This window comes from Coraliomargarita sinensis (assembly GCF_003185655.1).
In the GTDB taxonomy this organism is placed as follows: Bacteria; Verrucomicrobiota; Verrucomicrobiia; order Opitutales; family Coraliomargaritaceae; genus Coraliomargarita_B; species Coraliomargarita_B sinensis.
The window spans coordinates 71,781-94,834 of sequence record NZ_QHJQ01000010.1 but is presented as its reverse complement, the minus strand read 5'-3'; the positions used below and the strand labels follow the sequence as shown (position 1 = coordinate 94,834).

The following is a 23,054-nucleotide window of genomic DNA, read 5'->3' as shown; positions in this document are numbered from 1 at the left end:
AAGAACTTTTGCTAATAGCCCAAAATTATTTCGAATCGTTATTACTCGCCCCAACTGGCTTTTCTGAAACGGAGCAGGGCAGCTTTCAGGTCATCACCGGAGACAGGTTTGGCCAGAAAGTCATCCATACCCGAGTGCTTACACGCCTCCCGGCTCTCTCCCAACACGTTGGCGGTCAACGCCGCGATGTAGGGCGCCTTTTTCCCTTCACAAGCTTTCAGGATTTCGCGGGCGGCTGAAAAACCGTCGAGCACGGGCATTTGCAGATCCATCAGGATCAGATCGTAATCTTTTTCCTTTGCCATCTCGACCGCTTGACTGCCGTTCTTGGCCCAGTCCGGAGTAATTTGAAAACGCCCCAGCAGTTTTCGCGTGAGCTTGAAATTGGTAGGGTCATCCTCGGCGATCAAAACCGAAAGCCCTTCACCAAAATCGAGCTGCGATGCCTTGGTATTTTCCAGCGAGGTACCTGCGGAATCCTGGCGCAAATCAGATAAGCTACGAAAGCTGAAACTGAATGTGCTGCCCTCGCCGGCCACGCTATCCACCGAGATTTCGCCACCGAGCATCTCGACAATGCGTTTGCAGATAGCCAGGCCAAGGCCCGTACCGCCGTATCTTCGGGTCGTCGACGAATCCTCCTGGGTAAATGCGAGGAAGACGTCTTCAAGTTTCTCCTCCGCAATCCCTATGCCGGTATCCCCCACGGCAATATGATATATTTCTTCCTCATCCGGGTTATTCCGACTGGCCCAGGCTTTCACCCGGATCGTCCCCTCCTCCGTAAATTTCAGAGCGTTGCTGATTAGATTGCCCACGACCTGTTGCAGGCGGGTCGCATCGGTATAGACCGTTTCAGGCAGGGAGGATGAAGTATCCACTTCAAGTTTTAGGCCCTTACGATTTGCCTGCAGCTTAAACAGGCTGCTTACTTCGTGGACCATTTCTTCCAAATTCACCGGTTTGACCTCGAGGTGCATCTTACCGGCCTCAATTTTGGAGAGATCCAGAATGCTGTTAATCAACTCGAGCAGGATATTCCCCGACCGCCGGATCGTGGACAGGTCCTCGCGCTGTTCATCACTCAAAGGCGTGCCATCGAGCAACTCGCTGAAACCGATAATTGAATTCAGCGGCGTGCGAATCTCGTGACTCATCGTAGCCAGGAAAGCACTTTTTGAAAGGTTCGCTTCCTGCGCCGCATCAGCCAGCTTCTTGGAGCGCACGGTCGCCAGTTGTAACTCCTTCGTCCGCTGTCGCACACGATCTTCAACCTCCGCGTAGCTCTTACGCAGCTTGTCCGTCATGTCGTTGAAGGCGCGGGCCAGGTCGTCCAACTCGCTTTTCCCGGGAGTAGGTACCTGCAAATTGAAGTTGCCATTCGCGACGACCTTGAAGTTCTCCCGCAGGCGCTTGATGGGGCGGCTGACACTGAGCGAAAACCAGGTCGACACCAGAACTGAGAAGGAGAGGATCACGACTGCCGCTGTCCAGAAGATTGCGCTCAGGCGGTCACTTTGTTCACTACTTTCCAACTGACTGCGTTCAATCAACCGGTTCATCATACTGCGCAAACGGTCGCCGTGGCTTTCGAGCTGATCGGCCAACTGGGAGTCTTCCCGTGAAGCGATGGTAAACTCCACTGATACCGCATTCAGCCCGCGTGTAATCTTATCCAGAATACCGACGTACTCTTCAAACTCCTCGAGTTTGAGAAGTTTACCCAATTCTTTGATATTCGCCACGTTCTCCTTGCAGGCCCGCATGGTGATGACGAAGTTGGCGTTGAAACGGTTGATGTCATTCTCCAACAAAAGATCCCGGTCGATCACGCTGACGGCACGGTTGAACCAACCCCAAAGCCGTCCGTTAGCGAAAATAATTTTTTCGATCAGGTGCCGCTCCTCCGCGTTATCGGATTCCTCGTAGAGCACCACCAGCTTTTCGTGCATTTCCAGGTTGATCTCACTGAAGCGGACAACATCGGCATACACTTCCCGGTCGAGTTCGGAGAGAAACTTCTTACTTTCCACCATTCTAGAAAACAATCTGGCGTAAGTTTCGATTCGCTCGAGCATGCCGGAGAGGAAGATCATCTCCACCTTGTCCGCATCTTCGGCGATATCGTTCAGATCGTTTTGAGCCTTGTTGAGCGTGTTCTCGACATAACTGGCACCCGAAAGGCGATCCTGGAACACCCGGCTACCGATCAGGATATTGGCAATCTCACGCTCAAGGGAGTAATAGGCATTCAGGCGCCTTTCGTGCTCCTGAACCTGGTCCACTGTGTAGCGGCTCAGGCCGATAAAAACCGCGAATAGCAGAATAGCACCAGCCAATGCGATCGCAATTTTTGTAGATATCCTCATCGCAGCTCTTAATAGATAAGGCATTGGCTAACATAACGGTACAGGATATACCATATAAATCTCCAAAAGCTGACGTAGATGTAGACTGGTATACAGCCCCGCACCAGCTCAGAGATGACAGAATCCGTGTGGCTTAACGTTGCGGGTAGATTAGAATCCTGTCGTGAACCAGCAGGACCAGGTCATGCAGACCGTCTGCGGTCAGGTCATCAATCACGATTTGCCTCGGTTCCAGTTTTGCACCGGTACGCCCCTGATAGTGCATGTTCTGCTCAAAGACCTGCCAAAACATCAGGCTCTGAAATTCACTCTCCTCGAGACGGAGGACATCGAGTATATGCTCATTTCCATCCACGGCCACCAATTCCGGAACATGGTCACCGTCGAAGTCGGCTCCGGCGAGGTGGCTGTAGTGAATGTCTTCCAGATCCGTCTCGTAAATATCCTCGACCACCCACGAATGCCCGAGATTGTGGCTGTTGAAATACCAAAAGCGGTCTTCCCCGGCGAAAAGAAACGCATCCTTCTCGAGCTGAGGGTTGACCGCCGGGACTCGATACCAACCCTGAAGGTCCAGACGGCCGACTTCCTTGGATCGGCTGTAGCGAAAGACTCCCGCCCTGTCACGAGCGAGGAATTGCAGTTCCCGCTCCGCAGCAACGTAAAGGGCAATGCTTTCAACCTTGGATCCGGTGTACAGTGGGATCACCGCATCGATTTCGTCGCCACCCCGCCGTGCATTAAATTGATCTACCATCTCCAGGTCTTCACTCACCACCTTAAATGCCCGGGCGAACCCTGTTCGAGCCACCACAAGCTCGTTCAACCCGTCCCCGTCAACATCAAATACCGAAGTTTCGGCGGGGTCCAAAGACTTGAAGAGACTTTCGCGAATGCTCGATTCGTTTGCAATCGCCTTGAAGGCCAGGCCTTCGGCTGATTCCCGCGGCTGAAGCAGGACCGGTGGCTCGCGCGGGACGAACAGCATCAAGCCCGGCGTGGCACCACCAAACACGTCTATGGTAAGAATGGCCGAGGGTTTTCGACGGACGCCGGCCAAATCCAGATCGAAAAGCACCTCCCAGGCGCTGTCTTCCGCCTGCCTGTCTGCGGGAGCGGCCACGGCTAAGGTATAGTTGCCAGCGTTTTCACTGACGAAAAGCAATTCATCGTATCCATCATCATCGAGATCCGTGGTGGCGGTAACGACCGGATTCCCGCTACCGATTTTCAATTGCCGCGGAAAAGACAGTCTGCCACCTGCGTCCAGCCCGCAGAGGCCCATCGTCTTTTCCTCCTCACTTAATACAATGAGCTTCTCACGCTGCGAATTGAAGAAACGCCCAACTGACAGGGACGACACCGATGAGAATGACGGAAATGCCTGCGAGGCCTGAAACCGCCCCTTCTGGTTGGCCAGAAGAACCAACTCGGCATCACCGGGATTCGCCACGACCAGATCCCGCTCGCCGTCACCATTAACATCACCAAGCGCGTAACTGGCCGCTTCCCGCATCTTGTTGAAGATGGGATAAATTTCCGGCGCGCCATGCTCCAGGGCATATCCCGACTCCGACACACCCACTTCAGGAGAGCGCAAACGCAGAAACTCGAGCGAGCCCGTGCGTGAATTCACCAGGCCAAGGGTCGGCGCCCCGCCGGCATAAGTGCCCAAGGGCACGACCACTCTGGCAGGACGCTCCATCATATGGCGGCTTTCGGGACCAAACTGTCCACCTGCAATTTGTTCACGCATCGCCAAAACCTGCCTGCCGTCCGTACTGAGATAAAGAAGGTCGGGAAGCCCGTCTGCGGTTGCGTCAAACAGCATGAGGTTGAACGGATTTTCCCCGGAAGTATAAAGTAAACGTGGCTCGTTCAGATCTCCACCTCTTCCGGGGCGGAAGACACGAATCGCATCTGCAGCGAGCACAAAAAGTTCGACGGAGCCATCCATGTCCACATCGGCCGCTTTGATCGAATGAGTCCAACCGACAGCTTCAAAACCATCATATTCCCGGGAGTCCACCCACTCGCCGTCTTCATCCTGATAACGAACGGTCAGCGGGACTTCCCCGGAGGTATACGCCAGGTCGACCCGCCCGTCGCCGTTCAAGTCTTCCATCACCATATCAAAAACAGGAAAGCCGACGGTTAGGGCGCGCTTCTCAAAAAGCGCGTCTTCCAGAACCGGTTCCCAGCGACTACGAGTGACAGACTTCTTAGGGTCCCGCGCAGCTTCACCCTTCGGGAGTTGATAGAGAAACTCGATTTTCCCGGCGTCATTGTTGATCACCGCCAAATCTCTCAACCCATCGCCATCAATATCCGTCGGAGTCAGCGAACGTGTCGACCAGTCCAGCTTCACGACCTCCGGGGCACCGAATCCGATTTTATGTAGGGAGGTGTTTTCCGCCGGAAGACTGGCATGGGCGAGCAAAGAAAAACCGAGCAGCGCAGGAACGTGGCATTTCATCATGAACCTTCCTTCCGCAGTAGAATCATCTCACTGAAAATGCCGTCTTCTGCTTCGTAGGTTTCCGTTATCAGGTGCCAGGGGATTTCCATCTCTGAGGGTAGTTTGGAAGGGTCCAGTGAAGGGCCCCGACCCGACAATTGTCCCGCGCTGGCAATCGACTCCAGTAATGAAACCACCACTTGTTCCAGGTCAGTGTAAGAACGGGACACCACATCCGGGTGCCGCACCTGATCGACCAGCATGCGTGTTTCCGCCTTTTGCCAAAAACCGGCATCCTGTGACTGCATGTCGGTAAGCACGCCCTGCACGAGTCCGACCCTGCCGACACAGACGATCAGATGAGTCCGGGTGACAACATAGCTGAAATCATAGGCGGGCACATCGGGCATGGCCGGATCGGCAACGCCGGGAATCGTATGAATGGTTTCGCCCTGAAAATCCCGTGTCCTGATCTGCTCGCGCGTGCCCGGAACCAGGTCTTTCAGTGCCTCCAATGCTCCGGAAAGAGCCGCCGCATCTTTTATCTCAAAAACATAAACCTGTTCGGCTTGGGCAAAGGAATTCTCGTCCGGCAGGCCCTCGGGCATAACCGAAAAGCTGACGATCTCCGATCCGAAATTTTCCAGCAGGGCGCTGCGTAAATCGACTCCGGTGTTCGTCTTCACCTGCTGCAGCTGGATGTTGATCAGCGCGGGCGTATTGGGACTGGCCACACCCAATAATGCTTCGAGGCGTGCGAACATTTCACTCAAATCGAATCTCGCCACCGTGCTGGCAAGGACATCCTCGGGGACGTAAGTCGCAGCGGGCAAAGCTCCCGCTTCGTAAGTCAAAAGCTGTAAAAAGCCCAATTTCTCCCGGTAGACGATGGCACTGTGCGAAGCGATACCATCCTCTGTTATCTTACAATTGAAACTGATGGCCTGAAGAGCTTCCAATGCGAGCGCAGCCTCGAGGCTCTGACCGCTGACACCGAACATCGCCATGCCACCGGCCGTCGCCTGTTTGAGCAAAGCTTTGTTTAGCTTGGGCATGACGGATTCCAGATTCATGTAGAGATTCAAATCCACGGCACCGGACTCCTCACGCACCCGTTGATAGGGACGGCTGCGGGCAATCGGCTCTTCACTGCCCGCTTTAATTGATTCCACCAACGAGCGCAGCCGTTCTTCCGGCCTCGCCAATATAAAGACACCGTCCACCAAGGCATAGCCATCTTCGATGTAGGTATCCTCGCCGTCGAAAACTTCGTCAAAGTAGAGCGTTTCGCCCATAAAGTTTTCTTCAATCATCTCATGCTCGATGGCGGGATTAACTTCCTGCTGCGCTTTGGCATTTCGCTCGAATTGTATTTGCATGAGTTCGTCGAGGCGATCAGCCGATCCGGTGAAGTTGGCCATAATCGCGATATCCGGCTTATCCGCATCCTGCAGCAGCAACCCGGGAAGGTTATACAAGGCCAGGCCAAACTGGCCGGAAAAGAGCTCAAACAACTCTTCTTCATCCAGGTCAAACTCATCCAGCAGCTGCTTAAAATCCGTTTCGCTCTCCGCGTCATTGGCTTCGTCAAACACCGGGGCAAAATATTCAGAGAGCGACGCATCCCCAAGATCACGGACCAATGGATGCTCCAGCCAGGCTTTACGCAGCTCGGAGATATCCCGAACGGTCAGCATGACGTCCGCATCGGTTTCGATAATCGTGTCAAAGGCTTTGCCTGAGGCCTGCGCAATAAGCACAGATAGAGACAGTAAAATGAATCGGTTAATTCTCATACGGGTGACGATTGAATGATTCTAATCTTCCGGCTGCTCCCCTTCGGTCCCGGAAATGGCAGGTGGTGTGAGGTAGCGAAATCCTGCGTTCGGATTGCGCGGGTCAAACGCATAGGCCTCCAGGTTATCCAGAAATGATTTTAGAGTCCTGGATGAAATCGAAAAACCCAGCCCCTCGGCACCAACAGCCGCGATCTTCATATTATTCACTCCCACAACTTCCCCTCTAAGATTAAAGAGTGGCCCGCCGGAGTTACCGGGATTGATTTGCGTCGTGGTCTGAAGGTAGAGGCGTCCGCCGATGACACGGTTTGCCACGCTGATAATCCCTTCCGAAACGGTTCGATCGAGCCCGAGCGGACTGCCGATAGCGAAGACCGGTTGCCCCTCGCGCAGTCCCTGATCCGCCGCCGCCAGCGAAACAATCTTGAACGGTTCTTCCACCTCGGAATCGATCTTCAGGAGAGCAAGGTCCAACTCCGCACTGGTGGCCACGATGCGAACGTTATCGTAACTGATTTTGTTCAGCTCGCGTTCGCCCTCTTTGAAGATGGTTATGGAGATACGATGCTCACCGGCAATCACGTGGTTGTTCGTCACCACGTAACCGTCTTTATTGATAACAAATCCGGAGCCCAGGCCCGTCGGCGTTTGAACCAGCGCGACCGCCTCGCCCAGCTGATCGATCCAGTCGCGAATCGAACGATCATCGCCCGGCTGAGCTATCTGGTAGAGCATGTTGCCTTCGCTGGAGGTTCCGGGCGCAGCGGTGGCACTTTCCACACTATGCATGGAAGCGATGAAAGCCTTCGGTACTTTCACGAGTTCAAATCCCAGATCGACGTAATAACTACCCGAACGTTCAATCACGACCTCCCCCCGGAGAGAGGCTCCGTTTTTGAGTTCAATCGCCTGGAAACCCTGCAATGCAGAGCTTATTCCAAGCAGTAGACCGGAAAATAGGCAAAGTCGCATAACAGCTAACAAAAGAGAAAAAGACGATCAGGCCAACAAAAACGGCCTTTTTCAACAGGTCTTATACCCGCAATGGTACCTCATTTATCGGGCTTTTCGAAATAGAAGCTCAATAATCCGGGGTTGACCAAAACTTTCTCAAGACGCGTCAGCGAAATCGTCTCGCCATCCATTCGGGTTTCCACTTCGTAAGCGAAAGGATAACCACTCACCTCCCTGTAATCACGATAGAGGATCTGCAAGCTGACACGCCCTTCTGCGTTCAGGCGGTCAATACGCAAAATCTGAGCGTTTTCCGGATGGAGATAATAGAGGCTGGGAAGTGATTGAGGCTCTGCCACACGTAGCACAAATGCGTAGTTTCCCCCCACCTGCTCGCGACCTTCGAGGCGAATCGTGTTTTCGGGCTTCTCGAGATGACGATAAAGGGGGCTCTCAAAACGGGCTTCTCTTTTCAAGGTTTCCAAACTTGCCCCAGAAAGTTCCTCGGTCGTCGACTCGCTGCCCTGCTTCGTCTGCAACCAGGCCTGATTTCCATTATAAATGCTGGTTATGGTGGTATCGCCCCGCTCAAGCTGGTAGCGAATCGAGGACGGTCGTTTTTTCCGAAGCTGGAAGCCGAATTCGACACCTCTTTGTATTTGCACCCCTTCAATACTGATCGAAGCCAAGCGGTTGGCTTCTCTGAGGCCGCCATACGTTTCCGTGTATTTCTGCAGCAACTGACGTATCGTAAACTCATCGCCGACACCCTGCGCGACGACCGCGGCGCCGAAGCAGCTGAGAAAATAAAGTATAATGAACCCTCGACGCATTGTCACATACTAGCGCCTCTACAGCTTGTAGCAAGACCACAAGATGCGCGGGTTTTGGCCAAAGGGAAAGGATTGTCAAAGCACAGGGAAGCCGCCTCAATCCCCTGCATGACTGCTCAATCTGTAACTCAATGGCTCGAGGGACACCAGGTTCCTCTGGAGTTCGCCCAACTCGGCGGCTGGGCCTTTGCCATTCTCTACCTGCTGGTCTTTGCGCTCTTAGCCAACTTTCTGGCGAAGCGGCTGATTGCTTACATCATCCACCCGGTCATCAAAAAGACTTCCACCGAGTGGGACGACCTTCTGATCAGTAACGGTGTTTTTGTCCGCCTCTCTCATATTGTTCCGGCAATCGCAATTCAGGTTTTTTCGCCCCTGCTCCTAGGCAGCGGGGACAACATGACCAAAGTCATCGACTTGGCGGTTAACCTCTACCTGATCATCATCGCGCTCTATGTCATCGACGGCGGGCTCAACTTCATGCGTGCACTCTGGGAACGCGGGCCTCTGGGCAAGCGATTCCCGGCCAAGAGTTTCACTCAGGCCTTCAAGTTGGTGGTGAACTTGATCGGCATTATTTTCATCCTTTCTGTACTTTTTGATGAATCGCCGCTGGTACTTTTCTCCGGTCTCGGCGCCGTCACCGCAATCCTGCTTTTGATTTTCAAGGATGCAATTCTCGGGCTGGTCGCGGGATTTCAGCTCTCGGTCAACAATATGGTCATGGTGGGGGACTGGATCGCCATGCCCGCGCGCGGTGCCGACGGCGACGTTATCGACGTCTCCCTGACCACCGTAAAAGTGCAGAACTGGGACAAAACGATCACGACGATTCCAACCTACGCCTTAATCTCGGATTCTTTCAAAAACTGGCGCGGCATGAGTGAAGCCGGAGGCCGCCGGATCAAGCGGGCTCTGAATATCGACATGCGCACGATTCAATTCGCCAACGAAGAACTCCTTGAGCGTTTCAAGCGCATCCGTCTGCTTCGTTCCTACCTCGATGCGAAGCTTGAGGAGATCCAAAAGTACAATGCCGATGTCGGCGACGATCTGGCCGAGCTGATCAATGGCCGGCGCCTGACCAATATTGGCACCTTCCGCGCTTACTGCCTGGCTTATCTGCGCAACCACCCAAAGGTCCGTCAGGACTTGACGCTATTGGTGCGCCAACTTGCTCCGGAAGAGCACGGTCTGCCGATCGAGATTTACGTTTTCAGCAATGATATCGCCTGGGCGAACTACGAAGCCATCCAGGCCGACATCTTCGACCACTTCCTCTCCGTACTGCCCGAGTTCAATCTCAGCAGCTACCAGGCACCCAGCGGGGCCGATCTTGAAAAAGCCGCAGCAGCCTTCAAAAGCTGACCGCCTCACTCCACCTGCAGGATAAGTCCGCTGAGCGACTGGCTCTCCGGAAAGTTGAGCCGCATGGGATAGTCAAAAGGCTGGCTGGTGCGCGCAAAAATCCTTGCCTCCCGGCCTACTTTTGCCGCCGCCTCGGCAACCATTGATTCAAACTCAGACAGCACGCGGCCACGGGAATAGGTCGCCAACAAACCGCCCTCCGACAGACCGGCGAAAGCTTGACGGTGCAATTCACCCACTTGTTCATCCGACTTCGAGTAAGTAGACGGCGGATCCATCACGATCGCGTCGAACTCACCCGGCTCGGATGAGCGCAGATAATCCAAGGCATCGCTGACCTCCGCTTCCATGTGCAGCCCGTTGCGCTGAGCATTCGCCCCAATGGCTTTGACGTAATTCTCCTCTAAATCCACTGAAACAACACGTGTTGCGCCCGCCCGGGCCGCTTGCATCGCAAAGGCTCCGCTGTGGGAGAAAAGATCCAGCACGGCCCTACCTTCACAGAGACTGCCTACCAGCGGATGCTGCTCCCGCTGATCGAGATAAAAGCGGGGCTTTTGCGCGTTCAGCAGGTCGATACGGTAAAGGAGTTCATCCACCTCGATCCAGCGGCCTTTCAGGCCCTGGCCGCTGTAGGTCTTCGGCTCCGCGCCCTGGTCAATGACCAACTCAACCGGATTCACCAGTTCTTTCAAGACCTCGGCAATCAGATCGGCATGGGCACGGACAGCCGCCGTCTCCAGAGAGAGCCAAAGCACATCTCCGAAAAGCTCGACGACCAAACCCGGTAAATAATCCGCATCCGAGCTCACCAAGCGTTGACAGGATTCATCGCTCCGACGTTCAACGGCTTCGACAAGACTGGCCGACACGTAAGCCTCGTCAAACGCCACATCCTCTGCGTGGCTGTAACGGCGCCAGACAACTGAACGCTCCACGAAATGGAGGATACCACAACCCATGGAGTGTCCTTGGATATCAGTTAGATGCAGTGATTGCCCCTCAACCGCTTGAGCCGTAAGCGTTCCCAAATGGGAGAGCTCCACCCAAGGATGACCGGGCACACACCCGGCACGCTCGATTTGCATCGTCTCCAAAGCCATCAAATTAGAATTGGTGATGGCCCCCGGCTGTCCAGTTCAACCCGCTCTTATTCTTAATAATCCCTTTCTCGAGGGCGAAACGAAGCAAGCTGGCCTCATCACTGACTCCGAGTTTTTTCATCGCAATATTCTTGTGGCGACGAACCGCAAGGGGGCTGACTCCAAGCTCCTTGGCGATGCCCTCATTACTTTCTCCCATCGAAACCGAACGAACGATTTGAAACTCCTTCTCTGATAGAAGTTTGTAATAGGCATCAGGATCTTGCCACAAATGCAAAATCTTGTCCTGAACATTAGGCGAATGAAAGACGCAGCCTGCAGAAACTTCGTTGTAAGCTTCAAAAAGCACCTCAAGCGACATTTCGTTCTTATCAACAAACCCGAGAATACCGCTGCGTTGGACTTCACGGACCACATAGTCATCACATTCGCTTGAAAGGGCCAGGATTCTAATTTCAGGAACCGCCTCCAGCATGCGCCGGGCAAGCGCAAGTCCATCCAGTTTTGGAAGCAGCAGATCCAAAACTACGAAATGAAATGGCTCAGCGGCAAAAGTCTTCCATGCGGATTCGCCGTCAGCTTCACCTTTGACGACATCAAACTCAAATTCTCTCAAGGCTACGCTTTCGAGAAGTTCCCTTACGATCTCCTCGTCTTCAACTATTAACGCCTTCATGTCACGTACCCTACGAATGGTAATTTTCGTTTTCGAGATATTTAATTGATGGAAACCAAATTTGCGCCAAAACCAGCCATGATGATATTTCCAAGAAACGGGCCAGCAGTTTCGAAGCTCACTCTCTGGGTCGCGAGTATTGGCTTTCTAAACACGACATTTGGTACCAGTGACAAAATTATCGACTTGGAGAGTTACGTCATGACCGGTTCAAACTTCAAAAATGTGGACGCTAGTTCCGAAATTCCAATCACACGGATCGATAACGATACTTTTTACAAATGGGGAGACCAGTCCGCCTACACAGCCCTACTCGATCAACCGTATAGCTACGGTTATGCCAACTCGAATAAGCAGACCAACGGCGGAACCGGATCGGCGGGGGCAAATCTGCGCGGCCTGGGCAACCTCAACACGCTTACCCTGATCAACGGGCGGCGTGCAGGTGGTAACAGCGCAATCGGTTTTGAGCACGGCGGCTTCGCCGACCTTAACTTGATTCCAATTGCAGCCATCCGTGAAATGCAGGTGGCTGTCGACGGAACCTCGGTGGCTTACGGATCGGATGCAGTTGCCGGCACGGTCAATCTCCTTCTACATCAGGATTACATAGGCGAACGGGTCGATGCGAGCTACAGCAACACAACCGATGGCGATGCCTCGGAGAAAAGCCTCTCCTTCCTTACGGGCCAACAGATCAATGAAAGCACCCACCTCGTCCTGTCGGGAAGCTGGTATGAGCGAAACGCAATCTTCGCACGCGACCGGCATATTTCCGAGAATGCCGATTTCCGGAACCAGGGCGGGACGGACCAACGGAGCGACTCATTCCCTGGAAGGTTGAATGCAAACGGCCAATCTTTAATTCTGGAGGGTGGCACTTATGCTACTTCCATAAACGATTATACGCCGTACTCTCGCGATCCGGATGGCTTCAATTACAACACTTATGCACCGACTGCACCTACCATGGAACAGAAGAGCGTAATGGCCCATGTCACCCATCAGCTTACCCAACAGATCGAGATCTGGACTGAACTGCTCTACACCGAAACCAGTTTTGAGAATGGACTTGCTCCAGCCCCATGGAGCACGACTCTTTTCCCGGATGTCCTGGAAGCGGTCAGGGGCAGCCCGCATCGCCCCGATGACTTACCCGAGGACGACATCGATTCCCTGAGTTACCGGAATCTCGAGCTTGGCAACATGAATAAGCCATCGGAAAAACAAGCGCAACGGCTTCTATTGGGGCTTCGCGGCGAATTGGACCGGTGGGACTGGGAAGCAGCCGTGATGCAAATACAATCCAGACTCGATATTCGAACCGAAGGACTCGTCGATAAAACCGGCCTGATCGAGCGCATTGACAGCGGGTTTTTCAACCCCTTCGCCATGGCATTCGCCAGGGGCACGAACGACGGGCTGTTTTTCAATAATGCAGCAGCTCTGCGGGAAGAAGCAACCTCTGCCCGCGAATCGTTCAAGGAGACGTATCGTAGCATCGACTTCATGGTCGAAGGGCCTGCCTTTGAACTTCCTGCGGGTGAGCTCAATGTATTGTTGGGCGCTGAATTCAGGGAGGAAGAAATCGACATCGATATCGATCCTTCCTTCCTTTTCCCCGGAATACCTGGGGCATGGTCAGGCTATAGCCCCTATGAAGCCGAACGCAGTGTTTTTTCCGTTTTCGGAGAGTCCATTACCCCGTTGCTTGGAGGGGATAACGGGGATGGAATGAAATTGAACCTTCACCTGGCCGCACGCTACGAAAATTATACCGATGAAAGTGCTTCCCGAAAAAACAAGTACAACCAGTTCGTCTATAAGGCAGGCTTTGAATTTATCCCGATCCGCCAGGTAACAATCAGAGGCTCATTCGGCACCGCGTTCCGAGCGCCAACGCTAAACGAGAGCTTCAATACCAACTACGCTTCCCTGGTCTATAACACCGGCAGCGATGCCAGTCCAAACCTCCAACAATTTGCGACCGTATTAGGGGCCAATCCGAATTTGGAGCCGGAACAATCCAATGTCTTAAACCTGGGGATCACCTATGAGCCCGACTTTGCTCCCGGCCTTACCGCCCGGGTGAATTACTACCGGATCGAGACCCGCGATGCCGTGAACCACAACGGTCAGCAACTTGTTAATGAGGGTGCGACAGATTTTATCTTCGCCACCCGATTCAATACAGCCGAGGTTTTGACCGACGGCGTTGATTATCAAATTACCTATCGATACAAAAACGAGCTTGGCCAATGGGAGGCCAGCGCCGGCATCAATCAGGTTTTTCGCTATGAAATCAAACCGTCGAATAATAGCGAAACGATCGATTTCCTCGGTCGCCTGGTGCACCCGCTGGTGCCGAGCGAGAGCGTGCAGGGTCCCGGCTCAATTCCCGAATACAAAGGCTACGCCCGATTAATTTGGAACCGGGGCAGCCTAACTCTGGGCGCGACCCTCAACTACATCCATTCACTCGACGACAACCCTATCATGACTGCCGACAGCCGGCCCCGTGAGATCGATTCATGGACCACGCTTGACCTGATCGCGCAATACGCATGGTCAACCCGTGAGATCGGCTGGCTGTCAGGCACGACCCTGACGCTAGGCATCGAAAATGTCACCGACGAAGCCCCGCCCTTCGCTGCCGGTGCCTTCGCCGACGGCTATGATAGCTCGCTTTACAATCTGGAGGGACGGCGCATCAGTCTTTCACTTCGAAAAGAATTTTAAGTCCGTATCCGCTTCACTCTATCATGAAAACGATATCGAGGACTGTATCGGCTGCCCAGATAGAAAAATACTCTATCTCGAAATTCCTAGTCAAATATAAGCTCGTCGTCTTCTACTGCTTTGTCGGGCTCTGCATACTGCCTTCACTGCGCGCATGGCATCTTATCGACGGGAGTGGAGAAGTCCCCTTTACGGAATTCGAGCCCCACGAACATCCCGGAACCCAGCTTTCCAATCAGGTCGCCGAGGATTCGCGTGGCAACATTTACGTGTGTAATGAAGCCGGTGTCCTGCAATACGACGGCGAGGCATGGAAGATGTTGCCCGCTACCGGCTATGTGCCGATGGCAGTCGCCATATACATCGATTCAAATAATCGGATCTGGATTGGAGGCACCGATCATTTTGGATATTACGAAGCAGGTCCCACCGGGGAACTACATTTCAACGACCTGACCGACGACTTGAACAGTGTTCTTGACGGGGACGAGCACGGCCTCATCTGGGATATTTTCTCCGATAATCAATGCCATTATATTATAACGAGCTTCCAAGTCATCGTTTGGAATGGAGTTTCATGGCAGCGCCACGACTTCAAAGTGGATCGTCGAATTCTGCCGACCTGGCTGGACGGACAACTCTACCTTCATGTTCGGGGCGATGGGCTTTACCGCTTTCGAGGCAATCGAAAAGAAAAGATCCTATCGGAACATGAATCGATCTCCAGCGGTATTATCACCGTACTATCTGCCGATGAAAACGAGCTCCGCCTGGCGACGATTAAAAACGGAATCTGGACCGCCCTGAACGGTTCGTTGAATAAGGAATTGGACAACCCTATCCCCGAGGGACAAGCGCTCGGTCATATTGCATTGAGTGAGGATAAAACACTTATCGCGTTCACGGAAGGCCTCTTTATGGTCGATGCGGCTGGAGAAGCCATACGGATTAATGAACATAAAATCCGATCGGCCAACCGTCTATTCAGATCGAGCGACGACAGTATCTGGGTCACATCGATGGATACCATTTATCGTATTCCTCCCAGCAGGCACACACGCCATGGGCAAAAAGCGGATAGTCTGGAGCGACATCGGGATCAGATCTATCTCTCGAACAGCACGAGGCTCTTCACACTTGGGCAAAGCAACGAATCGAGTCTAGCCAAAGGCTGGCTCTCCAATCCGATCTCTCGTGGGCGATACCTAGTTTATGCCGAGGGCGAGGGGCTTCAAGCAGTTTTGAACGGGAAGCGACACGACCACGCTTCGCTCGATCGAGTATCTTCGATCATTTATAAAAGTTTTTGGTCGCCTAAAGTATTCTACATCATGGACGAACCGGAAGCGAGCCGGTGGGAAGTGAACGAAGACGGATTGGTCCGGTTGAGCCGGACTGAAAACACAAAAAATATTTTCGTAGCGATGGCTGAAGTGGATACGCAGACATCACTCTATTCGACCAACGATTTTGAAATCGGATTGATTCACTGGCCGTCGAAGGGGCAATCAACAGCCACCCCCTCCAAAGAAGTATTAACACTGAATTCCGGGCAGGACAAAAGCTATCAATTTGTAAAAATCCTTCAGTTGGGCAAAGAAGCGGTCGCCGCGACCGACCGGGGCTTTTTTGCTTTCGACCCCAAAGAGAAAAACTTCAATCGCATCGAAGCCCTCCAAGGATATTTCGGCCGCACTTGGAGCGACATTGTTTATTGCCCCAGTGCCGATCGAGAGGGTGCCGTCGTTTATATCAATCAGAACAACAAGCCTTCGGAGCACCACTTGGGGATTTTGCGGCATAAGGATCAAAGCGGCTATACCTGGCAGCCGCTCAATTTGAAAAGCCTCGACGACCTGGGAATGATTCGCGCTCTTTTGCATGAGAAAAGGAATGAACAAGAGTTCCTTTGGATCGCCGGCACCAAGGACCTTTTCCGCTACGACATCACCGAGCTGTTAATCCCTCCTTCGCTTCCCGTCAATCTGACCACGATTCATGAAACGACTGATGATCGTCTTTATTACGGAGGCTTCGGTTCCCTACCCTCGGAAACACACTGGCGCTTCCCACAGAAATCCCTAAAAATCAGCTATGCCGCACCTGCCAGTGCCTTAAGCGCCAAGGGCTACCAGACTCGCTTGCTCGGCTTCCGCGATAAATGGTCGCCACTCACGGAATCGACTTCACATGAATTCAATAATTTATACGAAGGCGACTACACATTTGAAGTGCGGGCCATTGACGAACTCGGGCGTCCGGGCCCGAGCACCGCTTACGCGTTCACGATACTTCCGCCCTGGTATCGGACACATTACGCTTATCTCGGATATACCGGACTGACCTTTGCTTTCTTCCTCCTTATCGCACGCCTCTGGACGCAACACCTGCGCAGGCGCAATCTTGAACTGGAAGCCATCGTTAACCAGCGGACCGGAGAATTGAAGCTGAGTAACCAACAACTGCGGGAAGCCAATAGCGTGAAACAAAATTTCCTCGCCAGCATGAGCCACGAAATCCGCAACCCCCTGAACGGCATTCTCGGTATTGCCCAATTGCTCAAGCAAGAACCAGCCAGAGATAAGACACGTATCAACCATCTTCACGCATGCGCCGCGCATTTGCACCAACTACTCGGGCAAGTGCTCGATTTTTCCAGCATCGAGTCGGGCAGGTTGGAGGTCCGACCCTTACCATTCAATCCCGGGCAACTGATCCATGAGGTCGTTGACATGCATCGGGTACTGGCCGAAAGCAAAGGCTTGGCCGTGAAGCTGAGTATCCAAAAAACAGACCGGCTATGGATCGGTGACTCTGTGATGCTACGCCAGATTTTAATCAACCTTCTTTCCAATGCCATCAAATACACACCATCCGGTGGCATCCATTTGGAAATGAAGTACGAAGTACGGAACGACAGCCTGCAGGCGAAGTTTACCGTCGAAGATTCGGGACCTGGCATCCCGGAGGAGCATGCGGACTACATATTCCAGGATTTCACCCGGCTAAGCCGACCGGGGGAAAGTGAAGTGGCGGGGACTGGGTTGGGTCTGCCCATTGCCAAACAAATGGCCGAAAGGATGAACGGTACCATTTGTTTGGATAGTAGCCACAGCAGTGGTGCCCGCTTCATTCTGGATGCGCCTTTTGATTTCGGCAGCCCGATCCGGGCCGAAAAGCGACTGGAGAAGTCCGATCACGGTAAGCCGCTCCTGGGAAAGCATGTTCTGGTCGCGGATGACATGGATTTCAACCGATACATCTGTCGAGAGCTTCTGGAAAAATTTGGCGCGCGGGTCAGCGAAGTAGAAGACGGCCAACTTGCCCTGGAGGCACTTCTTAAAGAACGCTTTGATCTCGCGATTCTCGACATCAACATGCCCAATATTGATGGACACCAAGTCGTGCGAAAGTTCCTGCAGGCCAACATCGGACACCCCCCACTTTTTATTGCGCTTACGGCCCACGTGACTGCCGAGATGGAACATGAAGCATTTGAAGCAGGCTTTAAGCACTTCATGGAAAAACCTTTGGATCCGGATCAGGTTATGCAGATCGTGCATACACAACCACTGCACGAGAAGAAGAGAAAGGCATCCGATCTACTAAGTTATCTGGCCGGAAACGACCAAGACTCAAAATTCACTTTGCAGGCACGTTACCAGGCATCTATGCGCAAAGAGATCGAACGGCTACGCACGCGTATCGAGGGAAAGGATTACCCGAAGGCTGAAGCAACGCTCCACAAACTTCGAGGGTTAGCCAACCTGCAGCGGCGCGATGATATCATCGATAAGATGAATCAGGTTTCACTTGCCCTCTCCTCCCGTACACAGGCGGAATCCGCACTAAAACTGGTTCGGGAATTGTCGGACCTTATCTCCAACCATTAGCGGGCTTTTCGAAAGAGGCGCACCGCCAGCAGGAGCATGACGATATTCGGTAGCCAGGCCGCAAGCGCAGTCGGGATAATTTGACGCTCGCCTAGAATCGAGGCCACGCTGATCAACACGTAGAAAATCGCGAAGAACCCGAGACATTTGGACACCCCGATCATAGGGCTGGTCCGCACTCCGGAAACGGCAAAGGGCACGGCAATCCCGACAACCACCAGACAACTAAAGGGCGCTGCCAGCAGTGAAAGGTAGCGTACTTCGTAAGCATGCACGGCCGGATTTTCTTCCGCCGGGACAGCGTCGATGATGCGCTTGAGTTCGAAGAGTGAAAGCTCCTTTGGCTCCTTGTGCAGACCGAGCATCAGGTTCGGGTCCTCGTCAAAGTCTTCAAAAGTTTTTTTCTCGAACGGGAGCGATCGCAGCGGGTCGCCGGTCTGGGCATCGAACAACAGCTCCCGCCCGTCGAGAAAGACCCAGTTTCCGCGGGTGTCATCGTAATAGGCTTCACGGGCGGCAATACGACTCAACTCGTTACCCGCTTCATCCCGTGTGTGCACGTTGACTCCGAGCCCGAGCCAGGCGCGCTCGTTGAAGCGGTTCATAAACCACAGCCGCCCGTCCTTGCGATTGTCGAAGCCGAGATTGTAGAGCATGGACTTTCGTTCCACTTCCTCCGTGGTTTCAGCGGAGGCGAATTCCAGGTTCTCGTAGAAGGTCCGGGCCTGCTCCACCGCGTTGGGCACCACCAGCGAAGTAAGATAAAAAAGCAGGACCGAAAGCATAACCCCCGCCCCCCAGAGCGAACGACTGATTCGAAAAAGGCTGCTGCCCGAGGCACGCATGGCCACGATCTCATTATTCCGGTGCAAGCTACCGAGCGAAAAAAGAAGGGAAACCAGAAAGGCCACCGGAAGAACCGCAGGCAGGTAAGTGGGCAATGCCAGGGAGTAGTAGAAGAGAATCTCCCCGGCAGTGGCCTTGGCCTCCAGCAGGTCGGGGAGCGAATCATACATATTCTGGAGGATGAGGATACCAATAATCACCCCCAGCGTGAGGGCAAAGCCCACAAGCCACTCCTTCAAAATGTAGCGGTCGATTAATGACATCATGAAAGTTCTACGACAGGAGAGGGCATAAAGTCACTCTGTTTGCGCAGATTTTTTTCTGGCATGTGCTGAAAGGCTTTATCTTGATACATGCTTGATATGGCGGGATCGAAAAAAGAATCGTGGAATTCGAGAGTCGGCGTGATTCTGGCCGTCGCTGGCAGCGCTGTCGGACTGGGCAACTTTCTCCGGTTTCCCGGTCAGGCCGCCGAATACGGGGGCGGCGCCTTCATGATCGCCTATTTCCTGGCATTTTTGCTAATCGGTCTGCCCATCTGCTGGGCGGAATGGACAATGGGGCGCTTCGGCGGACAAGCCGGCTTTAACTCCTCACCGGGTATTTTCAACTACATCACCCGCAAGCCGGCCTTTAAGTATTTGGGGGTGATCGGCGTGCTCATCCCGGTGATCATTTACATGTACTACGTCTACATCGAGGCCTGGTGCCTCGGTTATGCGGTGAACTTCCTCTGCGGGAACATGGATTTCGGCACCGTGGAGGAGTCGAGTGATTTCTGGGGCGGCTTCATCGGCATCAAGGAGAACGGAAGTGCCCTTGGCATCGGATTGAAGCAAGTCGGCATCTACCTGCTGCTCGTTTTTATCCTCAACTTTGTCCTGATCTACCGGGGCATTTCCAAGGGTATCGAAATCTTCTGCAAATACGCGATGCCTACGCTGGTGTTGATCGCGATCGTTATCCTCTTCCGGGTGCTCACTCTTGGCACTCCGGACGCAGCTATGCCGGAACGCAACGTCAGCAACGGACTGGGCTTCATGTGGAATCCGGTCAAACATGTGGTGGAGACGAAAGACGAAGCAGGTGACTGGATCATCGACCACGAAACGGTGGACGCCGAAAAGTTGGCGATGGAAAAATCGACCGCCGAGACGGATGAAAACATCCGAGTGCGTCGCATCGGAATGGTCGAACAACTGCTCAACCCACAGCTCTGGCTGGCCGCTGCCGGGCAGATTTTCTTTTCACTGTCGGTGGGTTTCGGGGTCATTATCACCTACTCCAGCTACATGTCGAAGAAGGACGACGTCGTCCTCAGCGGGCTGTCGGCGACCAGTGCGAACGAGTTTTGCGAGGTGGCCCTGGGCGGGCTGATCACCCTGCCCGCGGCCGTGACCTTTCTCGGGGTAGCCGGAGTCGCCGGCATGGGAACCTTCGGGCTGGGCTTCAACGTCCTGCCGATGGTTTTTGCCAATATGGCATTCGGGGAATTATTCGGTTTTCTCTTCTTTTTCCTCCTCTTTCTCGCCGCGGTGACCAGTTCGCTCTCCATGCTGCAGCCGGGCATCGCGTTCCTGGAGGAAGCTTTAAAGATCAACCGCAAGCAATCGGTCGCCCTTCTCGGTCTGGTGACCGCTCTTGGATGTGGCTTCGTCGTTTATTTCAGCGAGAGCGTGAAGGCCCTCGACACTATGGACTTCTGGGTCGGCACCTTCCTCATCTTTGTGCTCTCCAGTATTCAAATTGTGATATTCGGCTGGGTTCTGGGGATCGACAAAGGTTTCGAACTCGCGCACCAGGGGGCCGCCGTCCGCATTCCCGCAGCCTTCAAGTTTATCATGAAGTATGTCAGTCCCCTCTTCCTGCTCATCATCTTTTCGCTCTGGGTGGCGGCGAATGTTTTCGGTATCGATTTGCGAACCGGGGAGACCAGCTACAGCGGTTATGTGCGTGACTTGTTTATTGAGCCCAACACCGTGGCATGGCTGAGCGTCAGCCTGATTGGCATTGTGGCGGCACTGTTTGTCTTCATTGTCGGTCAAAATAAAGAATACAAAGAGTTGAAAAAGGAGGATCGTTCATGACCTTACCGGGCTGGCTTATCATGTTGATCTCCGTCGGCACTGTGACGGGGCTACTTATCTGGTGCATCTACAAGGTACTCACCATCCCCAAGGAAACCGAACACATCCATGGCTTCGAGCAGGAAACACCGGACACGGATCAACGGGATTAATGGGATTAACGTTTTTACCGTAGCGGCAGCGCGATAGCAAACGCCCGGGCGCAGGGTGAAATGCAAGCATCATCGCTTTTCGCAAGCACAACCGAAACGTGGTGTCATCGCTTGCGACGGCTGAGGCGCAGCAGTGCCATTTCTTTACCAGATCGGGATACCCGGTCATCCCGCAGAAGATTCTGGCATGCGCAAGCGCAGCCTCTACCGGCTAAACGCACGCAGCCGCCCCAGCACACGATCGCGCCCCATCACCTCAAGCATGGGCAAAAGATCCGGGCCGCCGCCCTGCCCGCTCACGGCAAAACGCAAGGCAGGGAAGTAGGCGAATACCTTGACACCCTGCTGCTCGGCATGGGTCTCGAGTGCAGATTTCAAACTATCTGCATCAAAGCTTTGGGCATTCTCCAAGACGGGTAGAATTTCGGCAATCAACACTTTGGGATCGGTCTTCTTGGCAATCTTGGCCGCGGTTTTTTCATCCTCGGGGTACGCATCCTTGAAGAAGTAGCTGACATACTCCGGAAGCGCCTCGAGGGATCGGGCTTTCGGCTGCGCGAGCTTCAGGACCTCCTGCAGGTAGTCCTCGTCCTCATCCTCCGTGATAACACCGGCCTGAGCCAGAATGGGACGCACCAGAAAGGTGAAACTTCCGATTTCGAGCTCACGTAAATACTCGGCGTTCAGGGCGGACAGCTTCTGCTCGTCGAAGCGGGCGTTGCCGCGGTTGATCCCCGCAAAGTCGAAACGCTCGATAATTTCGCCGATATCCATTTTCTCGCGGTCATCCTTCGGGCTCCAACCCAGCAAGCAGATGTAGTTGCGCACCGCCGCCGGTAAAAAGCCGCGCTGTTCGTACTCTTCGATCAGCGCACCCTTGTCCCGCTTACTCATTTTACCCGGTCCGGATTCTTTGAGAATCAGGGGAATGTGCGCGAATTTCGGCGGCTCGACGCCAAAGGCTTTAAAGAGTTCTACGTGCTTGCTCGTATTCGAGAGGTGGTCCTCCCCCCGAATCACGTGCGTGATGCCCATCGCGATGTCGTCCACCACGTTCACAAAGTGAAAGACGGGACTGCCGTCTTTACGCACGATAACAAAATCCATTTCTTCAGCACGCTCAACGCGCCCGCGGACGGCATCGTCGATCACCACCGGCGCTGTCTTCACCTTCTCGACTTCAGCCTTCTTAAAATCATCGTAGGCGGTATAACGCTCACCTTCGAGTTTGAACCAAATCGCCCCATCCTTCTCGTAGGTTCGCCCGGCGGCCTCCAACTTCTTGAGATACTCATCGTAGATCGGCTGGCGCTCGCTCTGAAAATAGGGGCCGCAATCACCCCCGACTTCCGGACCTTCATCCCAATCCAGCCCAAGCCAGCGCATCCCTTCGACCAGGACACGCAAAGCTTCTTCCGTATTACGGGCTTTATCGGTATCCTCGACACGCAGAATAAATTTACCTCCGGTGTGTCGGGCATAGAGCCAGTTGAACAGTGCCGTACGGGCACTGCCGATATGAAAGAACCCTGTCGGGCTGGGAGCAAAACGAACTCGAACTTCAGACATAATATAACAGGCTAGCGCGGATAGGACCGCAAATGTGAGAGGGCTCTGAAATCAAGCTTTCGGCTCGGCCGAGTCAACGGCAGAGCACTATAAAAGCCAGAAAAGAGCACGATCCGGAACAAACGATGCCGGGAATCGGATCTTGTTTTCAGGACGTCCTGCGCATAGCATGTAAGCCAGTTGTCATCACTCCAATCTGAGAAACTAC

Annotated in this window: 14 protein-coding genes; 5 read left to right on the top strand and 9 right to left on the bottom strand. The window is 53.6% G+C overall.

Going from position 1 to position 23,054, the window contains the following annotated elements; translation table 11 throughout:
- Window positions 1–41: 41 nt before the first annotated feature.
- The 5 genes from DDZ13_RS12880 to DDZ13_RS12860 form a co-directional block, all read right to left on the bottom strand.
- A complete protein-coding gene (locus tag DDZ13_RS12880; RefSeq protein ID WP_158279918.1) occupies window positions 42–2,369 on the bottom strand; it encodes an ATP-binding protein in 2,328 nt (775 codons plus the stop codon).
- Between the two features lie 133 nt (window positions 2,370–2,502).
- The gene (locus tag DDZ13_RS12875; RefSeq protein ID WP_110131867.1) at window positions 2,503–4,848 is read right to left on the bottom strand and encodes an FG-GAP and VCBS repeat-containing protein; all 2,346 of its coding nucleotides are present in this window, start codon (window positions 4,846–4,848) and stop codon (window positions 2,503–2,505) included.
- A complete protein-coding gene (locus DDZ13_RS12870; protein WP_146209366.1) occupies window positions 4,845–6,623 on the bottom strand; it encodes a hypothetical protein in 1,779 nt (592 codons plus the stop codon). Before DDZ13_RS12870 ends, DDZ13_RS12875 begins: the two co-directional genes overlap by 4 nt.
- A 21-nt stretch (window positions 6,624–6,644) precedes the next feature.
- The gene (locus DDZ13_RS12865; protein ID WP_110131865.1) at window positions 6,645–7,598 is read right to left on the bottom strand and encodes a S1C family serine protease; all 954 of its coding nucleotides are present in this window, start codon (window positions 7,596–7,598) and stop codon (window positions 6,645–6,647) included.
- Between the two features lie 80 nt (window positions 7,599–7,678).
- Window positions 7,679–8,413 (bottom strand): LolA-like protein, encoded by a 735-nt coding sequence (locus tag DDZ13_RS12860; protein WP_110131864.1) that lies wholly within the window; start codon window positions 8,411–8,413, stop codon window positions 7,679–7,681.
- Window positions 8,414–8,521: 108 nt separating this feature from the next.
- On the opposite strand from DDZ13_RS12860, the gene DDZ13_RS12855 reads away from it, so the two are divergent.
- The gene (locus DDZ13_RS12855; RefSeq protein ID WP_110131863.1) at window positions 8,522–9,781 is read left to right on the top strand and encodes a mechanosensitive ion channel family protein; all 1,260 of its coding nucleotides are present in this window, start codon (window positions 8,522–8,524) and stop codon (window positions 9,779–9,781) included.
- Window positions 9,782–9,786: 5 nt separating this feature from the next.
- Here DDZ13_RS12855 and DDZ13_RS12850 read toward each other — a convergent pair whose 3' ends face one another.
- Both DDZ13_RS12850 and DDZ13_RS12845 read right to left on the bottom strand, forming a co-directional pair.
- On the bottom strand, window positions 9,787–10,884 hold the full coding sequence (locus tag DDZ13_RS12850; RefSeq protein WP_110131862.1) for a class I SAM-dependent rRNA methyltransferase: 1,098 nt from the start codon (window positions 10,882–10,884) through the stop codon (window positions 9,787–9,789).
- A gap of 4 nt (window positions 10,885–10,888) precedes the next feature.
- Window positions 10,889–11,560, bottom strand: a complete 672-nt coding sequence (locus DDZ13_RS12845) for a response regulator transcription factor (protein ID WP_110131861.1) — start codon at window positions 11,558–11,560, stop codon at window positions 10,889–10,891.
- 78 nt (window positions 11,561–11,638) lie between these two features.
- Here DDZ13_RS12845 and DDZ13_RS12840 point away from each other — a divergent pair, with 78 nt between their 5' ends.
- Window positions 11,639–14,299 carry a TonB-dependent receptor domain-containing protein gene (locus DDZ13_RS12840; protein ID WP_158279917.1) on the top strand — a complete coding sequence of 887 codons (2,661 nt, stop codon included), beginning with the start codon at window positions 11,639–11,641 and terminating at the stop codon, window positions 14,297–14,299.
- Window positions 14,300–14,322: 23 nt separating this feature from the next.
- Window positions 14,323–18,192, top strand: a complete 3,870-nt coding sequence (locus DDZ13_RS12835; protein WP_110131859.1) for an ATP-binding protein — start codon at window positions 14,323–14,325, stop codon at window positions 18,190–18,192.
- Here the strand turns inward: DDZ13_RS12835 and DDZ13_RS12830 are convergent.
- Complete coding sequence (locus tag DDZ13_RS12830) at window positions 18,189–19,304, bottom strand: LptF/LptG family permease (RefSeq protein ID WP_110131858.1); 1,116 nt, start codon at window positions 19,302–19,304, stop codon at window positions 18,189–18,191. The genes DDZ13_RS12835 and DDZ13_RS12830 overlap by 4 nt on opposite strands.
- 96 nt (window positions 19,305–19,400) lie before the next feature.
- Between DDZ13_RS12830 and DDZ13_RS12825 the strand changes: the two genes are divergently transcribed.
- Both DDZ13_RS12825 and DDZ13_RS15530 read left to right on the top strand, forming a co-directional pair.
- Window positions 19,401–21,125 (top strand): SLC5/6 family protein, encoded by a 1,725-nt coding sequence (locus DDZ13_RS12825; RefSeq protein ID WP_110131905.1) that lies wholly within the window; start codon window positions 19,401–19,403, stop codon window positions 21,123–21,125.
- Window positions 21,122–21,277, top strand: coding sequence for a hypothetical protein (locus DDZ13_RS15530; RefSeq protein WP_158279916.1), 156 nt, complete (start codon window positions 21,122–21,124; stop codon window positions 21,275–21,277). Before DDZ13_RS12825 ends, DDZ13_RS15530 begins: the two co-directional genes overlap by 4 nt.
- A 204-nt stretch (window positions 21,278–21,481) precedes the next feature.
- On the opposite strand, the gene DDZ13_RS12820 is transcribed toward DDZ13_RS15530, so the two are convergent.
- Window positions 21,482–22,846, bottom strand: coding sequence for a glutamate--tRNA ligase (locus DDZ13_RS12820; RefSeq protein ID WP_110131857.1), 1,365 nt, complete (start codon window positions 22,844–22,846; stop codon window positions 21,482–21,484).
- Between the last annotated feature and the right edge of the window lie 208 nt (window positions 22,847–23,054).

What these genes read in the sequence shown, in the direction of transcription:
- DDZ13_RS12880 (WP_158279918.1), bottom strand. Translation starts at nt 2,369, where the DNA reads ATGAGGATATCTACAAAAATTGCGATCGCATTGGCTGGTGCTATTCTG.
- DDZ13_RS12875 (WP_110131867.1), bottom strand. Translation starts at nt 4,848, where the DNA reads ATGATGAAATGCCACGTTCCTGCGCTGCTCGGTTTTTCTTTGCTCGCC.
- DDZ13_RS12870 (WP_146209366.1), bottom strand. Translation starts at nt 6,623, where the DNA reads ATGAGAATTAACCGATTCATTTTACTGTCTCTATCTGTGCTTATTGCG.
- DDZ13_RS12865 (WP_110131865.1), bottom strand. Translation starts at nt 7,598, where the DNA reads ATGCGACTTTGCCTATTTTCCGGTCTACTGCTTGGAATAAGCTCTGCA.
- DDZ13_RS12860 (WP_110131864.1), bottom strand. Translation starts at nt 8,413, where the DNA reads ATGCGTCGAGGGTTCATTATACTTTATTTTCTCAGCTGCTTCGGCGCC.
- DDZ13_RS12855 (WP_110131863.1), top strand. Translation starts at nt 8,522, where the DNA reads ATGACTGCTCAATCTGTAACTCAATGGCTCGAGGGACACCAGGTTCCT.
- DDZ13_RS12850 (WP_110131862.1), bottom strand. Translation starts at nt 10,884, where the DNA reads ATGGCTTTGGAGACGATGCAAATCGAGCGTGCCGGGTGTGTGCCCGGT.
- DDZ13_RS12845 (WP_110131861.1), bottom strand. Translation starts at nt 11,560, where the DNA reads ATGAAGGCGTTAATAGTTGAAGACGAGGAGATCGTAAGGGAACTTCTC.
- DDZ13_RS12840 (WP_158279917.1), top strand. Translation starts at nt 11,639, where the DNA reads ATGATGATATTTCCAAGAAACGGGCCAGCAGTTTCGAAGCTCACTCTC.
- DDZ13_RS12835 (WP_110131859.1), top strand. Translation starts at nt 14,323, where the DNA reads ATGAAAACGATATCGAGGACTGTATCGGCTGCCCAGATAGAAAAATAC.
- DDZ13_RS12830 (WP_110131858.1), bottom strand. Translation starts at nt 19,304, where the DNA reads ATGATGTCATTAATCGACCGCTACATTTTGAAGGAGTGGCTTGTGGGC.
- DDZ13_RS12825 (WP_110131905.1), top strand. Translation starts at nt 19,401, where the DNA reads ATGGCGGGATCGAAAAAAGAATCGTGGAATTCGAGAGTCGGCGTGATT.
- DDZ13_RS15530 (WP_158279916.1), top strand. Translation starts at nt 21,122, where the DNA reads ATGACCTTACCGGGCTGGCTTATCATGTTGATCTCCGTCGGCACTGTG.
- DDZ13_RS12820 (WP_110131857.1), bottom strand. Translation starts at nt 22,846, where the DNA reads ATGTCTGAAGTTCGAGTTCGTTTTGCTCCCAGCCCGACAGGGTTCTTT.